14 protein-coding genes are annotated in these 17,707 nt (G+C 70.5%); 4 read left to right on the top strand and 10 right to left on the bottom strand.

Going from position 1 to position 17,707, the window contains the following annotated elements:
- Window positions 1-306: 306 nt before the first annotated feature.
- Together cimA and AC6F7H_RS05880 are read left to right on the top strand one after the other, a co-directional pair.
- A complete protein-coding gene (gene cimA, locus AC6F7H_RS05885) occupies window positions 307-1,911 on the top strand; it encodes a citramalate synthase (RefSeq protein ID WP_500755655.1) in 1,605 nt (534 codons plus the stop codon).
- 92 nt (window positions 1,912-2,003) lie between these two features.
- On the top strand, window positions 2,004-3,344 hold the full coding sequence (locus AC6F7H_RS05880; protein WP_500755654.1) for a hypothetical protein: 1,341 nt from the start codon (window positions 2,004-2,006) through the stop codon (window positions 3,342-3,344).
- Between the two features lie 150 nt (window positions 3,345-3,494).
- On the opposite strand, the gene AC6F7H_RS05875 is transcribed toward AC6F7H_RS05880, so the two are convergent.
- Entirely contained in the window at window positions 3,495-4,097 is a 603-nt protein-coding gene (locus AC6F7H_RS05875) for a YceI family protein (protein ID WP_500755653.1), read from the bottom strand.
- A gap of 531 nt (window positions 4,098-4,628) precedes the next feature.
- Here AC6F7H_RS05875 and AC6F7H_RS05870 point away from each other — a divergent pair.
- Both AC6F7H_RS05870 and AC6F7H_RS05865 read left to right on the top strand, forming a co-directional pair.
- Window positions 4,629-6,212, top strand: a complete 1,584-nt coding sequence (locus AC6F7H_RS05870; RefSeq protein WP_500755652.1) for an acyl-CoA carboxylase subunit beta — start codon at window positions 4,629-4,631, stop codon at window positions 6,210-6,212.
- A gap of 57 nt (window positions 6,213-6,269) precedes the next feature.
- Window positions 6,270-6,464, top strand: coding sequence for an acyl-CoA carboxylase subunit epsilon (locus AC6F7H_RS05865; protein ID WP_500755651.1), 195 nt, complete (start codon window positions 6,270-6,272; stop codon window positions 6,462-6,464).
- Between the two features lie 150 nt (window positions 6,465-6,614).
- On the opposite strand, the gene AC6F7H_RS05860 is transcribed toward AC6F7H_RS05865, so the two are convergent.
- From AC6F7H_RS05860 to AC6F7H_RS05820, 9 genes are all read right to left on the bottom strand, one after another.
- Window positions 6,615-7,196: a GTP-binding protein gene (locus tag AC6F7H_RS05860; RefSeq protein WP_109381174.1), complete on the bottom strand. Its 582-nt coding sequence runs from the start codon at window positions 7,194-7,196 to the stop codon at window positions 6,615-6,617.
- Window positions 7,177-7,749, bottom strand: a complete 573-nt coding sequence (locus AC6F7H_RS05855) for a DUF742 domain-containing protein (protein ID WP_500755649.1) — start codon at window positions 7,747-7,749, stop codon at window positions 7,177-7,179. Before AC6F7H_RS05855 ends, AC6F7H_RS05860 begins: the two co-directional genes overlap by 20 nt.
- Before the next feature lie 94 nt (window positions 7,750-7,843).
- A complete protein-coding gene (locus AC6F7H_RS05850) occupies window positions 7,844-8,257 on the bottom strand; it encodes a roadblock/LC7 domain-containing protein (protein WP_055493648.1) in 414 nt (137 codons plus the stop codon).
- A 10-nt stretch (window positions 8,258-8,267) separates the two neighbouring features.
- Window positions 8,268-11,474, bottom strand: coding sequence for a sensor histidine kinase (locus tag AC6F7H_RS05845; RefSeq protein WP_500755647.1), 3,207 nt, complete (start codon window positions 11,472-11,474; stop codon window positions 8,268-8,270).
- A gap of 49 nt (window positions 11,475-11,523) precedes the next feature.
- Window positions 11,524-11,739, bottom strand: a complete 216-nt coding sequence (locus tag AC6F7H_RS05840; RefSeq protein WP_500755645.1) for a hypothetical protein — start codon at window positions 11,737-11,739, stop codon at window positions 11,524-11,526.
- A gap of 109 nt (window positions 11,740-11,848) precedes the next feature.
- Complete coding sequence (locus AC6F7H_RS05835) at window positions 11,849-12,439, bottom strand: GTP-binding protein (protein ID WP_109381171.1); 591 nt, start codon at window positions 12,437-12,439, stop codon at window positions 11,849-11,851.
- Window positions 12,420-12,815 carry a DUF742 domain-containing protein gene (locus AC6F7H_RS05830; RefSeq protein WP_109381170.1) on the bottom strand — a complete coding sequence of 132 codons (396 nt, stop codon included), beginning with the start codon at window positions 12,813-12,815 and terminating at the stop codon, window positions 12,420-12,422. The genes AC6F7H_RS05835 and AC6F7H_RS05830 overlap by 20 nt, the downstream gene beginning before the upstream one ends.
- A 111-nt stretch (window positions 12,816-12,926) precedes the next feature.
- Entirely contained in the window at window positions 12,927-13,340 is a 414-nt protein-coding gene (locus tag AC6F7H_RS05825; protein ID WP_003993189.1) for a roadblock/LC7 domain-containing protein, read from the bottom strand.
- Window positions 13,341-13,349: 9 nt separating this feature from the next.
- Window positions 13,350-17,198: a sensor histidine kinase gene (locus AC6F7H_RS05820; protein WP_500755643.1), complete on the bottom strand. Its 3,849-nt coding sequence runs from the start codon at window positions 17,196-17,198 to the stop codon at window positions 13,350-13,352.
- Between the last annotated feature and the right edge of the window lie 509 nt (window positions 17,199-17,707).

The raw sequence follows: 17,707 nt of genomic DNA, 5'->3' as shown, positions 1-17,707 counted from the left end.
GGACACCCAGCGCCCGCATCCTGAGACGGACGGTGATCGTCGGGCCGGGTTGTGCCACACTTCCCCCGTGCTCTCGTTCGCCATGATTATTGGCAGCAGGCGCGCCGGTCCGCAGTGACCGCCCTTACGACAACGTACAGGCGGACATCGTCGTCCTCGACCCGCGCGCAGACCTCTCGCACCCGCGAGAGGTTTTTCTGTTTCCTGGCCCACCAGAAGCCGGGGAGCCGGCGCGAGGGACCATGGGGGGACGGTGGAACCGGTCATTCCGGTAGACCGAGATCCAACATCAGGAGCCTTCAGACCATGACCGCAACCAGCGAGCCCGACGACTCGTTCCACGTCTTCGACACCACCCTGCGCGACGGCGCCCAGCGCGAGGGCATCAACCTCACGGTCGCCGACAAGCTGGCCATCGCACGGCACCTGGACGACTTCGGTGTGGGCTTCATCGAGGGCGGCTGGCCGGGCGCGAACCCGAGGGACACCGAGTTCTTCGCCCGTGCCCAGCAGGAGATCGAGTTCCGGCACGCCCAGTTGGTCGCCTTCGGCGCCACCCGCCGCGCCGGCACCACCGCCGCCGAGGACCCGCAGGTCAGGGCGCTCCTCGCCTCCGGCGCGCAGGTGATCACGCTGGTCGCCAAGTCCCACGACCGTCATGTCGAGCTCGCCCTGCGCACCACCCTGGACGAGAACCTGGAGATGGTCCGCGACACCGTCGCCTTCCTCAAGGCCGAGGGCCGCCGGGTGTTCGTCGACTGCGAGCACTTCTTCGACGGCTACCGCGCCAACCCCGAGTACGCCAAGTCGGTCGTCCGCACGGCCGCGCAGGCCGGTGCCGACGTCGTGGTCCTGTGCGACACCAACGGCGGCATGCTCCCCGCCCAGGTCCAGGCCGTGGTCTCGACGGTGCTCGCCGACACCGGCGCCCGGCTCGGCATCCACGCCCAGGACGACACCGGGTGCGCGGTCGCCAACACCCTCGCCGCCGTCGACGCGGGCGCCACCCACGTCCAGTGCACGGCCAACGGCTACGGCGAGCGCGTCGGCAACTCCAACCTGTTCCCGGTGGTGGCGGCGCTGGAGCTCAAGTACGCCAAGAAGGTCCTGCCCGAGGGCCGGCTCCGGGAGATGACGCGCATCTCGCACGCCATCGCCGAGGTGGTCAACCTGACCCCGTCCACCCACCAGCCCTACGTGGGTGTCTCCGCCTTCGCCCACAAGGCCGGTCTGCACGCCTCCGCCATCAAGGTCGACCCGGACCTGTACCAGCACATCGACCCCGAGCGGGTCGGCAACACCATGCGGATGCTGGTGTCCGACATGGCAGGCCGCGCCTCCATCGAGCTCAAGGGCAGGGAACTCGGCATCGACCTGGGAGACGACCGCGAACTGGTCGGCCGGGTCGTGGCGCGGGTCAAGGAACGCGAACTCAAGGGCTACACGTACGAGGCAGCCGACGCCAGCTTCGAACTGCTGCTGCGCGCGGAGGTCGAGGGCAGACAGCTGAAGTACTTCGACGTCGAGTCCTGGCGCGCGATCGTCGAGGACCGCCCCGACGGCACCCACGCCAACGAGGCCACGGTGAAACTGTGGGCCAAGAGCGAGCGCATCGTCGCCACGGCGGAGGGCAACGGCCCGGTCAACGCCCTGGACCGGGCCCTGCGCGTAGCCCTGGAGCGGATCTACCCGCAGCTCGCCAATCTGGAGCTGGTCGACTACAAGGTCCGCATCCTCGAGGGCAAGCACGGCACGCACTCCACCACCCGGGTCCTGATCTCCACGTCCGACGGTGCGGGGGAGTGGTCGACCCTGGGTGTCGGGGACAACGTCATCGCCGCGTCCTGGCAGGCGCTGGAGGACGCGTACACCTACGGTCTGCTGCGGGCCGGGGTCGAACCGGCGGCCTGAGGGGACCGGGCCCGGCGGGGCCCCGCGCCGTCGCGGGGGCCCCTGCCGGGCCCGATGCCCGTTTCCGGTCCGGTTCGGGTAGCTTCGAACATATGAAGGAGGCGCTGACGCGTACCCTCGTACGCCTGCTGATCGTGCCCGTGGCCGCCGCGCTGGCGGTTCTGACGGCCGGGGCGCCGGGCGCTCACGCGGCCACCGACCTCTCGGCCGTGGCCCAGGCCCTGCGCGAGAGTCCCGTCTACGTCGATCCCGAGGCGAGGGACGTCCTTTCCGAATCGGACGCCGAGGCCCTCGCGAACAAGATCGAGGACGCGGACAAACCCGTCCTCGTGGCGGTCCTGCCGGCCGGTTACCCCACCGAGAACCTCTTCCGGAACCTGCGCACCGAGACCGGCGTCACCGGTCTGTACGGCATCCGTCTCGGCGACCGGTTCGACGCGCGCGCCGACAGCAGCGTGCTGAGCCGCCAGGGCGTGCAGAACCTGGTCACGGCCGTGCAGGGCGCGGGGGACGCCAAGGCCCAGCTGAACGACTTCGTCGACGACGCGCTGCGCAACACCGGCGGTTCGGCGCCGAGTTCCTGGAGCGGCGGGTCCGACGGCGTCCCCGTCGGCGGACTGATCACCGTCGGCACCCTGCTGGTCGCCGGCGGCGCGGGCGCGTACGCGGTGTCCCGGCGCAACCGGCGTCGGACCATGGAGCACGCTGCGGAGCAGCGGGCCGCGCTGGAGAAGCTGCGGGTGGTGGTCGACGAGGACATCACCGCGTTCGGCGAGGAACTCGACCGGCTCGACTTCCACCCCGGTGAGCCCGGCGCCGACGACGCCATGCGCGCCGACTACGAGCGCGCGCTGGACTCCTACGAGCAGTCCAAGCGGTTGATGGACGCGGCCGGCAGGCCGGAGGACGTCCGCGCGGTCACCCAGGCCGTGGAGGACGGCCGCTTCGCGCTGGCGCGGCTCGACGCCCGCCGTGCGGGCCGGCCGCTGCCGGAGCGCAGGCCGCCCTGCTTCTTCGACCCGCGCCACGGCCCCTCGGTCGCCGACGCCCTCTGGACACCCCCCGGCGGCACCGAGCGGGAGGTCCCGGTCTGTGCGGCGGACCGGACCCGCCTGGCCGACGGCCACGACCCGGCCGTCCGCGAGGTCGACACCGACCTGGGCCGCCGCCCCTACTGGGAGGCGGGCCCGGCCTACGGCCCCTGGGCGGGCGGCTACTTCGGCGGCGGCCTGCTGCCCGGTCTGCTCCTCGGCACGATGCTCGGCGGCATGATGGCCGGCCCCTCCTACGCGGCCGACTACGGTTCCGGCTACGGAGACTTCGGCGGCTACACGGGCGGAGACGTCTCCGGCGCCGACTTCGACAGCGGGGACTTCGGCGGCGGCTTCGGCGGGGGAGACTTCGGCGGCGGGGACTTCGGCGGAGGGTTCTGAGCGCCGGGCCACGGGGAGACGCAGGACACCGGGTCCGCGCCCGGTTCCGGGGGCAGGTCCGGACATGCCGAGCGCCCGCCCTCCCGTACGGGGGTACCGGGGGCGGGCGCGCTCAGGGGCGGCGGCGGTCAGGGCCGCGCCGTCGGCGGATCAGGCGTTGCGGATCGCCGAGATGTCGAAGTTCAGCTTGATCTTGTCGGAGACCAGGACGCCACCCGTCTCCAGTGCCGCGTTCCAGGTCAGGCCCCACTCGGAGCGCAGGATCTCGGCCTTGCCCTCGAAGCCGACGCGCTGGTTGCCGAACGGGTCGGTGGCGGAGCCGTTGAACTCCAGGTCGATGGTGAGCGGCTTGGTGGTGCCGAGGATCGTCAGGTCACCGGTGATGCGGTAGTCGTCCCCACCGAGGGCTTCGGCCTTGGTGGAGCGGAACGTCATCGTCGGGAACTCGTCGGTCTTGAAGAAGTCCGAGCTCTTCAGGTGACCGTCACGGTCGGCGTTGCCCGTCTCGATGCTCTCCATCACCACGTCGAGGGTGGCGGTGGAGTTGGACGGGTTGGAGCCGTCCAGGTGCAGCGTGCCGGTGAAGTCCTGGAAGCTGCCCTTGACGTTGGTGACCATCGCGTGCCGGGCGACGAAACCGAGGGTGGTGTGCGCCGGGTCGATCGTGTAGTCGCCGGTCAGGGCGGCCAGGGCCGGGCTCACGGCGGCCGGGGCGGCCGCGGTCTCGTTGCTCTTGCGGCTGAAGATGCCCATGGTGTGTTCCTCCTGGGGACGGGGATCGAATGATCCCGTTGAACGTTCAATCACTTTCGACGTGACCCACTGTAGACACATTCCCTTTAAAGTTCAACATCTTTCGGGGGGTGCTTTCGAGGGTGCCGAAGGCGGGTCCCCTCCGACCCCGCCCTTCATGTCCCGTACCGGTCCGCCCTCTCGAGCCGCTACTCTCTGCGGGGGTGGGTCGACCCGAACGGGTGAACCCCGGAAGAACATCCGTGAACGCCCTGGAGTGCGGGCGGAAAACCGCCAGGGGCCCGGCGAATCCCCGGGCGCAGGGCGCCCGGCCGGGGTCGGGCCGCACCCTCCGGGAGGTCCGTGCCGCGCGGGGGTGTGAGGGGTACCCCAGCCTCCAATTTTATTGGAACCCTACAGACAGCAGGCCCTTCAAGCAGTCGGAACGCCTGCATGCCGTCCCGGTTCTGTTCAGTGGCACCAGGAAAACGCCTCGGAGACTGTGAGGAGTCGACGGCTCGCATTCCCGGGTGAGCTTCGTAAGGTCACTACATGACCGTTTTGGATGAGGCGCTGGGTGGGCCTACCGACGCGCGCGGACGCGTGGCCGAACTGCACGAGATTCGCGCGCAGGCGCTGGCCGGCCCGAGCGAGAAGGCGACCCGGGCGCAGCACGCCAAGGGCAAGCTGACCGCGCGGGAGCGCATCGAACTGTTGCTTGACCCGGGCTCCTTCCGTGAGGTCGAGCAGCTGCGCCGACACCGGGCGACCGGCTTCGGTCTGGAGGCCAAGAAGCCGTACTCCGACGGTGTGATCACCGGCTGGGGCACGGTGGAGGACCGTACGGTCTTCGTCTACGCCCATGACTTCCGGATCTTCGGCGGTGCGCTGGGCGAGGCCCACGCCACCAAGATCCACAAGATCATGGACATGGCCATCGCGGCGGGTGCGCCGCTGGTCTCCCTCAACGACGGCGCGGGCGCCCGTATCCAGGAGGGTGTCTCGGCGCTCGCCGGCTACGGGGGTATCTTCCAGCGCAACACCAAGGCGTCCGGTGTCATCCCGCAGATCAGCGTGATGCTCGGCCCGTGTGCGGGCGGCGCGGCCTACAGCCCTGCCCTGACGGACTTCGTGTTCATGGTCCGCGAGACCTCACAGATGTTCATCACCGGTCCGGACGTGGTCAAGGCCGTCACCGGTGAGGAGATCACCCAGAACGGCCTGGGCGGCGCGGACGTGCACGCCGAGACCAGCGGTGTCTGCCACTTCGCCTACGACGACGAGGAGACGTGCATCGCCGAGGTGCGCTACCTCCTCTCGCTGCTCCCGCAGAACAACCGCGAGAACCCCCCGCGGGCCGAGAGCGCCGACCCCGCGGAGCGCCGCGGCGAGAGCCTGCTGGACCTGGTCCCGGCCGACGGCAACCGCCCGTACGACATGACCAAGGTCATCGAGGAGATCGTCGACGACGGCGAGTACCTCGAGGTCCACGAGCGCTGGGCGCGCAACATCATCTGCGCGCTGGCCCGGATGGACGGCCAGGTCGTCGGCATCGTCGCCAACCAGCCCCAGACGCTGGCGGGCGTGCTCGACATCGAGGCGTCCGAGAAGGCCGCCCGCTTCGTGCAGATGTGCGACGCCTTCAACATCCCGATCCTCACCTTCCTGGACGTCCCCGGCTTCCTCCCGGGCGTCGACCAGGAACACGGCGGCATCATCCGCCACGGCGCCAAACTGCTCTACGCCTACTGCAACGCCACCGTGCCGAGGATCTCGCTGATCCTGCGCAAGGCGTACGGCGGCGCGTACATCGTCATGGACAGCCAGTCCATCGGCGCCGACCTCACCTACGCCTGGCCCACCAACGAGATCGCCGTGATGGGCGCGGAGGGCGCGGCCAACGTCATCTTCCGCCGCCAGATCGCCGACGCCGAGGACCCGGACGCCATGCGGGCGCGCATGGTCAAGGAGTACAAGGCCGAGCTGATGCACCCCTACTACGCGGCCGAACGCGGTCTGGTCGACGACGTCATCGACCCCGCCGAGACCCGCGAGGTGCTGATCCGGTCCCTGGCGATGCTCCAGAGCAAGCACGCCGACCTGCCCTCCCGTAAGCACGGCAACCCGCCGCAGTAACCCGGCGGACCCGCCGCGGCAACCCCGCGGACCTCTCTCCCAGGGAGACTGACACCCATGAGCACACCTGACATCCGTGTCGAGAAGGGCCACGCAGAGCTCGAGGAAGTCGCCGCCATCACGGCGATCCTCCTCGCCCGCGCGGCCACCCGCCCCACCTCCGACGCCCGGGTCCACCGCGGCCGCGCCAAGGCCGGCTGGCGCCGCCTCGAACGCGAGCCCGGTTTCCGCGCCCCGCACAGCTGGCGCTGACCTCACACGCGAAGAGGCCCCTCCTTCTCAAGAAGGAGGGGCCTCTTCGCGTGGCACCACCGGGGCAGCCGGCTGTGCGGGGCACGGCACACAACAGCCCCCGGCAGCCCAGTGGCCGCAGGGGGCAGTGCGCAAACCGGCGCGGAGCGGCTACCGCAGCCGCGCCATCAGCGCGTGCTCGACCAGGGTGATCAGCGCGCTCTTGGCGTCCGAGCGGTGCCGGGCGTCGGTGGTGATGATCGGGGCGTCGGGACCGATCTGCAGTGCCTCCCGCACCTCGTCCGGGTTGTACGGCTGGTTGCCGTCGAAGCCGTTCAGCGCGATGACGAACGGCAGGCCGCTGTTCTCGAAGTAGTCGACCGCGGGGAAGCAGTCGGCGAGCCTCCGCGTGTCGACGAGAACGATCGCGCCGATGGCGCCGCGGACGAGGTCGTCCCACATGAACCAGAAGCGGTCCTGGCCGGGTGTACCGAAGAGGTACAGGATCAGGTCCTGGTCCAGGGTGATGCGGCCGAAGTCCATGGCCACCGTGGTGGTGGTCTTGTCCCCGGTGTGGGTCAGGTCGTCGATGCCCGCCGAAGCGGACGTCATGACGGCCTCGGTGCGCAGGGGATTGATCTCCGAGACAGCGCCGACGAACGTGGTCTTGCCCACGCCGAAACCGCCCGCCACCACGATCTTCGCGGAAGTGGTGGAGCGGGAAGGACCGCCGCTAGAGCTTGCGAAGTCCACTGAGCACCCTTTCGAGCAGTGTCACGTCTGGCTGGCCGCCGGCGCTCTCGTCGCCGCCGGGCTGATGGATGGCGACCAGTCCTGCCTCCGCCAAGTCGGCGACGAGAATCCTGGCCACACCGAGAGGGATGGTCAGCAGGGCCGAGATCTCGGCCACCGACTTGATCTCCCGGCAGAGGTGGCAGATCCGCTGATGCTCGGGCAACTGGCCCTGCATCTGGTGCGGCTGCGCGGTGGTGTGCACCAGCGCCTCGATGGCGAGCTGGTACCGAGGCCTGGTGCGGCCGCCCGTCATCGCGTACGGGCGCACCAGGGGATTGTTCGACGCCCCGGAGGGCGTCGGCTCGGGGGTACGGCGCTGCGGCTGCACGGGCTGGATGCGCGGCGCGTGCGGCTGTTCGTACGGCGAAGGGCCGGGGCCCTGCGGCGCGTACGGCTGCCGGTGGTCCGGTGGGGAGGGGTAGTCGTACCGGTTCTGGGAACCGTCGTTGTGACCCTGTGCAGGGTCGTACGACCAGTTGCCCGAAGACGATCCGTCTGGTGGTGTTACCACTTTCTCCTCCTCCGACTGTGCCTGGCACCCATCGTGTGGTAGCCGCGTCCCGAAACCTTACGGCCACGGGACGCCAAACCGCACCGTCCGTCCGTCAGTTGAGCAGGCTCCCTTGGAGTTCCGCACGCAGGTCCGGAGTCAGGACCGTACCGGCTCGGTCGACCAGAAGGGCCATCTCGTACCCGATGAGACCGATGTCCGCATCGGGATGTGCGAGAACCGCGAGGGAGGAGCCATCGGAAATGGACATGATGAACAGGAATCCCCGCTCCATCTCCACAACCGTCTGGTTCACGCTGCCACCCTCGAAGATCCGGGAGGCGCCTGCCGTCAGCGACGTCAGCCCGGAGGCCACGGCCGCGAGCTGGTCCGCGCGGTCGCGGGGGAATCCTTCGGACATCGCCAGAAGGAGGCCGTCGGCGGAGACCACCACCGTGTGGGACACCCCCGGGGTGTTGTCCACGAAGTTGGTGATCAACCAGTTCAGGTTCTGTGCCGCCTGGCTCATCGGGCTCACACTAACGCTCCTGGTTGTAGGTGCTGTCAGGACCACTGCGGTGATTCCCAGTGGCCTGGCCGTTCGTTTCACTGCCTGCGTTGCGGCCTTGTTGGACGCCGCGCCGCAGGTTGCTCAGCCTGCCCCGGATGTCCTCCGGGGCGCGGGAGACCTGGGGGCCTCCCTGAGGGGTGGTCTCGGCGGTGCCCTCGACCAGGTTGGCCTTGGGTACCCGCCGCGGCAGACCGGATGAGGTCACCCCGCCCGCCTTGGGCTTCCGCAGCGAGGACGCCTGCTGCCAGCGCTCGTCGTTCGCCGAACGCCAGTTGTCGCCGTCGCCCTGCGGAGCCGGTGCCGGAGCCGCAGCGGAAGCCGGTGCCGGGACCGTCGGCTCCTGGTTCGGCCGCCGCGCTCCGCCGGTACCGCTCGCGGTGGACCCGCGGCGCGGAAGTCCGGCGTCGGTGAGTTCGTGGGAGGCGGAGGGGGCCGGTCCCGGACGGTCGAAGCCTACGCTGTCCTGCATGCCCGCGTCAGCGGCCGGGGCGGGCTCCGGCTCCGGGGCGGTCGCGGGGTACTGCGCCGGGTAGCCGTTCTGGTAACCGTCCTGCTGCGGCCAGTCGTCCTGGACCGGCTCGGCGTAGGAGGGATCCGGGTAGCCGCCGTTCGGCTGGTAGTACGACTCGTCGTACGCCGGCTGCCGCTGTCCCTCGTACGCGGTCTGCTGCCCGTCGCCGTACCCCTGCTGGTCGTATCCGGCGGGCTGCCGCTGGTCCGGGTAACCGGCCGGACCGCCGTCGAAGCCCTGTCCGTCGCCGTCGTACCGCTGGCCGTTGTCGTAGCCCTGCGGGGCGGCGAACTCGTCGGTGCCGGGCTGCTCCGGTCCGGACAGCGCGGGCTGCGGGCTCTGCGGCTCCAGGGCCGCCCGCCGCTCCTCGCGCATCCGGGAACGGCCGACCGGGTCCAGGCCGCGGATGTCGTCCGGGACCTCGTAGCGGCTGTCGTCGAAGCCGAGTTCCGCCGCGGTGCGCATCGGCTGCTGCTGGCTGAAGTCCTCGCCCGGGTAGTTCTGCTCCGGGATGATCTGGGAGACGGTGAACTCGTCGGGGCCGGTCTGCGCCTCGCCACCACCACCGTGGGTGATCGCGTCCGGCAGCATGACCAGCGAGGTCGTACCGGCCTGCTCGCCCGAGGGGCGCAGCTGGACGCGGATGCCGTGCCGGTCGGACAGCCGGCCGACCACGAACAGACCCATGCGCTGCGAGATCGCGGCGTCCACGGTCGGGGGGTTGGCCAGCTTGTGGTTGATGTCCGCGAAGTCCTCGGCGGTCAGGCCGATGCCCTTGTCGTGGATCTCGATCATCACGCGGCCGTCGGGGAGACGGGTCGCGGTGACACGGACCTTGGTCTGCGGGGAGGAGAACGTCGTGGCGTTCTCCAGGAGCTCGGCCAGCAGGTGCACGAGGTCGGTCACCGCGCGGCCGTGGATCTCGGCCTCGGGAACACCGGACAGCTCGACCCGCTCGTACTGCTCCACCTCGGAGGAGGCGGCGCGGATCACGTCGACCAGCGGCACCGGCTGGTCCCAGCGGCGGCCGGGCTCCTCGCCGGCGAGGACGAGGAGGTTCTCGCCGTTGCGGCGCATACGGGTGGCCAGGTGGTCCAGCTTGAAGAGGTTCTCCAGCTGGTCCGGGTCGGCCTCGTTGTTCTCCAGGCCGGTGAGCAGGGTCAGCTGACCCTCGATCAGCGACTGGTTGCGGCGCGAGAGGTTGGTGAAGATCGCGTTGATGTTGCCCCGCAGCAGTGCCTGCTCGGCGGCGAGCCGGACGGCCTCGCGGTGGACCTGGTCGAAGGCGCGGGCGACCTCGCCGATCTCGTCCGTGGAGGTGATCGGGATCGGGGCGACCCGGGTGTCGACCCGGCCGGGGTCGGTGCGGGAGAGCTGGTCGACCAGCGTCGGCAGCCGCTGCTCGGCGATGCCGAAGGCGGCGTGGCGCAGCTTGCGCATGGAGCGGCTCATCTGGCGGGCCACCATGCCGGCCAGGATGAACGCGGCGAGCAGGGCGACCACGACGGCGCTGCCGGTGACGAAGGCGTCGCGCTGCGCGTCGCCGGCGATGGTGGCCGCCTCGTCCACCGCGGTCTCGGCGAGGTCCGACTCGATCTGGCGGTAGCCGTCGAACTTGAGGGTGTTGAGCGCCCACCAGTTCTCGGCGGTGATGCCGCGGCCGGCTATCTCGGCGCGGGCGGCCGGGTCGGTGGAGTTGAGGCGTGCGACCTCGGAGACCATCGTGCGCTCGTCGGAGGGCGGCGGGACGTAGTCCGGATCCTGGGCCGCGGCCTCCTTGGCCTGCTCCGCCCCGTCCGCCTTGATCTCCTGCTCGAGCTGAGTCAGCTTGGTCTTGTCGGACTCGGTGCCACCGCCGATGTACTCCTGGACGGCGATGCCCTCGAGGTAGGCGTAGGAGGAGAGCGCGACGCGCTGGCTGGCGAGCTGGCTGTCGGTGGGTCCGGGCTTCACCAGCAAGTGCGTACCGATGGACCGCTGCAGCGACACCGCCGCCTTGGTCAGTGAGATCGCGTAGACCGTACGGCCGTAGCTGGTGATGTTGCCGGTGCCCAGACCGAGTTCGTTGGCGAACTGCATCAGAGGGTTGGCCACCTGGACGTAGCCCTCTTCGGTCTCCACGCCCTTGAGCTTGGAGGTGTATGCGGCGGCGCGCAGCGCCGTGAGCTCGGGCTCGGCCTTGCGCAGCACGTCCAGCCGGCGCTGCAGGCCCGGCTTGGACGGCATGTTCTGCGCGGCCGCGTCGAACGCGTCGGCCGCCTCGTCCGTGGCGGCACGGGCCTTGACGACGACCGGATCGTCCTCGCCCTTGCCCTGCAGCAGCGGGGCCGCGGTGAGGTCCCGCTCGCGGTAGAGGGCGTCGGCGTAGGTGAGGGAGGCCTGCACCAGACGCGCGGTGTTCTCCGCGTCCTCGGCCTCCTGCCAGGTGTCGATCGAGCCCTTCACCTGGAAGCCGCCCATGACCAGGCCGACCAGCACGGGTACGAGCAGGATCGCGTTCAGCCTGGTCGCCACCCGCCAGTTGCGCGGGGAGAAGCGACCGCCGCTCGGAGCGGGCGGGGCCGTTGGTTCCGAGTCGTGCACGGGGGTGGGCGCCGCTGCGCGCGGCGGCGGGGTGAAGTTGCCTCGGGCCGACGGCTCGGGACTGCTCGTGCTTCGCCTCACTCGACCAACAACCTCTCGGCGGTCGGCACCAACGTTGTGCCGCAGTGTCTCAGAGCCCGGCATGCCAACGACTACTGAGTGCGTCTTTGACCAATGGGCAGTTCAGGCATTCCAGCATGCCGACCAGTGCTCTTCCAAACAGCGGACGGAGGGGTTCCGGCGTGATGTGAGCCGCAGATAAAACGGTCAAACGGAGCGAGCCCCGCCAAAAGGCGGGGCCTTCGTACGCATAGGGGAACTGGCCGAACGCGTCGAGTGTCGGCATGGCTCGATTCCTCTGCCGAAATGTTATGAATACCGGGGCCGGCCGTGTCCAAGGACACAGCCGGCGCCGGAACATCTACGGCAACTGCCGTATGCAGCTATGGCGTTGACTACCGGAGACGCGCCATGAGGGCGTGCTCGACCAGGGTGATCAGCGCGCTCTTGGCGTCCGAGCGGTGCCGGGCGTCGGTGGTGATGATCGGGGTGTCGGGACCGATCTGCAGCGCTTCGCGTACTTCCTCCGGCTGGTACGGCTGCTGTCCGTCGAAGCCGTTGAGGGCGACCACGAACGGCAGGCCGCTGTTCTCGAAGTAGTCGACCGCGGGGAAGCAGTCGGCCAGCCGGCGGGTGTCCACCAGCACGACCGCGCCGATGGCGCCGCGGACGAGGTCGTCCCACATGAACCAGAAGCGGTCCTGGCCGGGTGTACCGAAGAGGTACAGGATCAGGTCCTGGTCCAGGGTGATGCGGCCGAAGTCCATGGCCACCGTGGTGGTGGTCTTGTCCCCGGTGTGGGTCAGGTCGTCGATGCCCGCCGAAGCGGACGTCATGACGGCCTCGGTGCGCAGCGGGTTGATCTCCGAGACGGCTCCGACGAACGTGGTCTTGCCCACGCCGAAACCGCCCGCCACCACGATCTTCGCGGAAGTGGTGGCACGGCTTTCGGAGACCGCCTCGCCGCTAGAGGTTGCGAAGTCCACTGAGCACCCTTTCGAGCAGTGTCACGTCCGGTGCGCCGGTGTTCTCGTCGCCGCCCGGCTGGTGAACGGCGACGAGACCCGCCTCCGCGAGGTCCGCCACCAGGATCCGGGCCACGCCGAGCGGCATGTTCAGAAGTGCCGACACCTCGGCGACCGACTTCACCTCACGGCACAGATGGCAGATGCGCTGGTGCTCCGGGAGGAGCCCCATGAGCGCTGCCGGGTCGGCCGTCGTACTGATCAGTGCCTCGATGGCCAGCTGATAGCGGGGCCTGGTCCGGCCACCGGTCATCGCATACGGACGTACCAGTGGCTGGTCGCCCTCGTCCTCGTACGGCTCCGCGTACGGATCATGAGAGGCGGTGGGCGGGGTCATGGGTCCTCCGGACGGGACAGCAAGTCGGTCAGTCAAGCCGTCTGACGAGGCCGGTGGGGGGATTGTGGCGGCCGGACGGTGATTTGGTGAGACGGGTGGTGCCGGGGCCGGTCAGTGAAGCAGACTTCCCTGTAGTTCGGCGCGCAGGTCCGGGGTGAGGACCGCCCCCGCACGGTCGACCAGGAGCGCCATCTCGTAGCCGACGAGGCCGATGTCGCACTCGGGGTGCGCGAGGACGGCCAGCGACGAACCGTCCGAGACGGACATGAGGAAGAGGAAGCCCCGCTCCATCTCGACGACCGTCTGCGCGACGCTGCCGCCTTCGAAGATGCGGGAGGCGCCGGCCGTCAGGGAGGTCAGTCCCGAGGCCACGGCCGCGAGCTGGTCCGCGCGATCGCGGGGGAAGCCCTCGGACATCGCCAGAAGGAGGCCGTCGGCGGACACGACGACGGTGTGGGACACCCCGGGGGTGTTGTCCACGAAGTTGGTGATCAACCAGTTGAGGTTCTGTGCCGCCTGGCTCATCGGGCTCAACTAACGCTCCTGCTGGTGAGTGGGTCGAGGGAAGCTACCGGTCTGGGTGGACCCGGCCTGACGACCCTGTGCGATACCCCGACGGAGATTGGTCAGCCGTCCACGCACGTCGTCGGGCGCGCGTGAGACCTGCGGACCACTCTGGTGGGTCTGTTCCTGAGCCGTGCCCGGGACGAGGTTCGCCTTGGGCACCCGGCGCGGAAGGCCGGAGGTGGTGACGCCGCCCGCGGCCGGCTGCCGGACGCGTTCGGCCTGCCGGACCAGCTCGTCGTTGGGCGAGCTGCGCCAGGTGGAGGTGACGGCCCGCTGCGGGCCGGTGGGCCCCTGCGGCTGCTGCTGCTGCGGCTGCGACGGCTGCTGAGGTTGCTGCTGTTGCGGCCGCTGGGCCGGAGCCGGGGGATTGCCCTGCTCCTGTTCCCGGGCACCGTGGAACCAGTTGGTCTCCAGGGTGTCGTAGAGGGGGGTGCGCCCGTCACCGGGACCGGACGCCGGCGGCAGTGCCCAGGCGTCGCTCGGCGCGCGGCCGTCGCCGGGCCGCTGAGGGGCGGGCCGCTGCGGCGCGGGCCCGTGGCCCGGCTGCTGACGGTCCGGCTGAGGCTGCGGAGCCGCGGGACGCTGGGCGCCGAAGTCGGGGCCTGCCCCTCCACGCGGTCCGTTCGGCTGCGGACGCTCGAACTGGCCGGTGGAGGTCGGGTCCGCGAGGTTCGGGCGCTCCGGGAGAGCGTGCCGCGCGGGAGCGCCGCCGTTCCGCTCCGGAGCCGGGTACCGGCCGGCCGAGCCGTTGTCATAGCCCCGCGGGGCGGCGAACTGGCCGGTGTCGGACGGGTTCTGTCCGCTGTACTGGTCCGAGGGAGCGTCGTAGACGTCGCCGCGGACGAACTGGGCGTTGTTCGCGTCGGGTCGGCCGTACTGGCCGGTGTTCTGTGGAGAGCCGGCACCGGGGGCGCCGTAGGAGGCGGGCGAGCCGGGGTTCTGCCGGTCGTCGAAGCGGGGTATCTCGGCCGTCGCGCCGGGGCCCTGGCGGTCGTCGAACCGCGGCATGGCGCTCGTCCGGGAGACGTCCGGCTCCTCGTGCCCGCGCGGGGCGTCCAGCGGGGCCCGGGGCACCGGCGGCTGGGCGTTCTCGTCGCTCCAGCTGGGCACCCGCGGCTGCTGCTGGTCGCCGCCGGGCAGCTCGGCGCGCGGACCACCGCGCGGCGGCAGCTGCGGACGGCGGCCGCGCTCGGCGTTGCCGTTGCCCCGCTGCGGCGGCACGGAACCCCGGCCGCCGAACAGGTCCTGGCCCTGCGATCCGCCCTGCCCCGAGGACTGCAGCCCCTGCGGGGCGCCCGGAGCCTGACCGCCGTAGCCGGCACCCGCGCCCGCGGGGGCCGGACGGCCCTGGCCCTGCGCGGAGGGAGGACCGCCCTGCTCGAACAGCGACGGCGCCGAAGACCTGCCCGGCTGACCCTGCGGGCCACGTGCCCCGCCCGGGGCACCCGGCCGGCCCTGGCCGTCCCGTCCGGGCAGCGCGGCCCGCGGACCCTGACCGGCGGCGAGCCTGCCACCGCCGGGCGCACCGCCACCGAGGGCACCGGCGCCGGACTGACCGCCACCGGCGGACCGCCGCGCCGCCGCCGCACCGGCCGCGGCCTGCGCGGCAGCGGGACCGCCGGCACCCGGCTGACCGGGCTTGCCCTGGGGCTTCTTGCCGCCCTGGGCGACATCGACGGGCAGCATGACCAGCGCGGTCGTACCACCGGAGTCGGACGGGCGCAGCTGGATGCGGATGCCGTGCCGCTGCGACAGCCGGCCGACCACGAACAGACCCATGCGGCGGGAGACGGAGACGTCCACGGTGGGCGGCGAGGCGAGCCGCTCGTTGATCGCCGCCAGGTCCTCCGGCGACAGACCGATACCGGTGTCGTGGATCTCGATCAGCACCCGGCCGTCGGGCAGCGCGTGACCGGTGACCTTGACCTTGGTCTGCGGGGAGGAGAACGAGGTCGCGTTCTCCAGCAGCTCGGCGAGCAGGTGCACGAGGTCGTTGACGACGCGGCCGGCCACTTCGGTGGTCGGTACGGCGGACAGCTCGATGCGCTCGTACTGCTCCACCTCGGACGCGGCGGCACGCAGCACGTCGACCAGCGGGACCGGGCGGGTCCACCGTCGGCCGGGTTCCTCACCCGCGAGGACGAGCAGGTTCTCACCGTTACGGCGCATACGCGTGGCCAGGTGGTCCAGCTTGAACAGCGAGGACAGCTGGTCCGGGTCGGCCTCGCGGGACTCCAGTTCGGAGATGAGCGAGAGCTGGCGCTGGATCAGACCCTGGGAGCGGCGCGAGAGGTTGGTGAACATCGCGTTGACGTTGCCCCGCAGCAGGGCCTGCTCGGCGGCGAGGCGGACCGCCTCGCGGTGCACGTCGTCGAAGGCCGCGGCCACCCGGCCGATCTCGTCCCGGGAGTGCACACCGACCGACTCCACGGACGTGTCGACGTCCTGCGGGTCGGACTCGGACAGCTGCTTGACCAGCTCGGGCAGGCGTTCCTGGGCGACCTTGGTCGCGGTGTCCTCGAGCCGCCGCAGCGAGCGGATCATGGAGCGGGCCACGACGAAGGCGCCGACCAGCGACACACCGAGCACGATCAGGATCAGCGCACCGGAGATGATCGCGTCGCGCTCGGTGGCGCTGCGCAGCTCACGGGCCTTCTGTTCCATCTCCTCGAGCAGCCGGAGCTCGACGTTCTTCATCTGCTGGATCTTGGTGGAGCTGTCGTCCAGCCAGTCCCGGTAGGACCGCTTGGCCATCGACTCCAGGCCGTCGGCCGAGACCAGGGCACGGCCCGCGTACTTGTCGGTGGCCTTGATGATGGCGCTGCCGTCCTCGATGGGCAGCAGCAGCTCGGTGGCCTTGTCCTCGCCGTAGATGCTCTTGAAGCTGCGCAGCTCGGACTTCTGGCTCTCCAGCGCCGACTCGGCGTAGAGCCGGTCGTTGTCGGAGAGGTCGCCGAAGGTGGTGTTGCCGGCGGGCAGCGCCGCCGCGAGGACCGCGCGCTGGATCGACGCGTACTCCTTGGCGGCGGAGAAGGAGGCCAGGGCACGGGTGCGCTGGATCATCTCGGGGTTGCTGGTCGCCTCGGCCATGTCCTGGGAGAGGTCGATCAGGTTCTCGATCAGACGGTGGTACCCCTCGACGGTCTGGGTGGAGTTGCCCTCCGCCACGTAGGCCGTGTTGCGGATCTTCTCGAGGTCGCCCAGGTCGCCGGCGAGCTGGACCAGGTTGTCGCGGATGCCCTTGAGGTCGCCGTCCCGGCTGACGTTGTTGATCTCCTCGGAACTGTCGAGGAAGTTCTTCCGAGCGCGGTCGGTCTTCTCGCGGTGGCCCTTGACCCCGAAGTCGGTGGCCTTGCCGCCGTGCGCCAGCGGGCCGGCCGACTGGTCGCGCTCCTCCTGGAGCGCGGCGGCGAGCTCGGTGGCCTCCTGGGTGATGTCCGTCAGCAGCTTCATGTTGTCGAGCTGCTGGATGTCGTCCATCGACTGGGCGATACGCAGGCCGCCCAGTGAGGTGGCCGCGACCACCGGGAGCGCGAGCAGTGACACCAGACGGGTGGAGATGCGCCAGTTGCGCAGGGCCATGCGCGGTCCCGGGCCGTCGGGACCCTTCGGGGGCTTCGGCGGAACGGGGGGAGTGCCCGCCGGTCCCGCGGGCGTGGCTCCGGGGCGGCCGGGGCGTTCGCCGCCTTCACCGTTCGTGGCCGGGCCCTGGTTCTGGGCGTGCTGGGGCGAGGAGCCGACGGCCCTGGGGCCAGTCCCGCCGTGCTGCTCCGGCTCCGCCGAAGCGCTGCCATCCCTCTTGAAACGTCCCTGCACTAGCGTCGCAACCTCTGGACCAGGCGCCCCTCCGCGCGAACGGCGGGACACGGTGTCGGCGTCATAGGGGCGCCCTGAATACGCCCCCGTGGTGGTCGTGAGTGACCGGCGTGGGTTCCCCCTTGCTCACCGCCACAATGGCGCGTTTGTGCGCCCCCTGTGCGCCGGATCGATAACCGCGGCGGTCCGGGGAATTCCAGCACAGTGCGGGATGCCCCAACAAGGCCCGCGGGTCATGCCGTGACTTACGTGACACCGCGTGAGGGGTGGGTCACCGGGCGTAGGAAGTGATCTCGAACAAAGGGGGCGAATGGGGTTGTTTCGAGGGGGCCCGGAAGGTGTCCCAGTCGCGATGATCAGGAGCGGAATGATGCATTCAGGGGGTCAATGTCCGTTTCGGCGGGGTGGCGCACCGGTCCGGATTGACCCATTTGGCTGTCGATTCGTGAGAAAACTCACACGGTGATCGTGGCCCCTCGCGGCGGTCGGCGGGGAATCAGATGTTTAGC

The organism is Streptomyces sp. MMS24-W38, assembly GCF_059889265.1.
This window is presented reverse-complemented; position numbering and strand designations above follow the sequence as displayed.

Bases quoted from the DNA above. Each gene is read 5' to 3' on its own strand.
- cimA (WP_500755655.1), top strand. From the start codon at position 307: ATGACCGCAACCAGCGAGCCCGACGACTCGTTCCACGTCTTCGACACC.
- AC6F7H_RS05880 (WP_500755654.1), top strand. From the start codon at position 2,004: ATGAAGGAGGCGCTGACGCGTACCCTCGTACGCCTGCTGATCGTGCCC.
- AC6F7H_RS05875 (WP_500755653.1), bottom strand. From the start codon at position 4,097: ATGGGCATCTTCAGCCGCAAGAGCAACGAGACCGCGGCCGCCCCGGCC.
- AC6F7H_RS05870 (WP_500755652.1), top strand. From the start codon at position 4,629: ATGACCGTTTTGGATGAGGCGCTGGGTGGGCCTACCGACGCGCGCGGA.
- AC6F7H_RS05865 (WP_500755651.1), top strand. From the start codon at position 6,270: ATGAGCACACCTGACATCCGTGTCGAGAAGGGCCACGCAGAGCTCGAG.
- AC6F7H_RS05850 (WP_055493648.1), bottom strand. From the start codon at position 8,257: ATGAGCCAGGCGGCACAGAACCTGAACTGGTTGATCACCAACTTCGTG.
- AC6F7H_RS05840 (WP_500755645.1), bottom strand. From the start codon at position 11,739: ATGCCGACACTCGACGCGTTCGGCCAGTTCCCCTATGCGTACGAAGGC.
- AC6F7H_RS05830 (WP_109381170.1), bottom strand. From the start codon at position 12,815: ATGACCCCGCCCACCGCCTCTCATGATCCGTACGCGGAGCCGTACGAG.
- AC6F7H_RS05825 (WP_003993189.1), bottom strand. From the start codon at position 13,340: ATGAGCCAGGCGGCACAGAACCTCAACTGGTTGATCACCAACTTCGTG.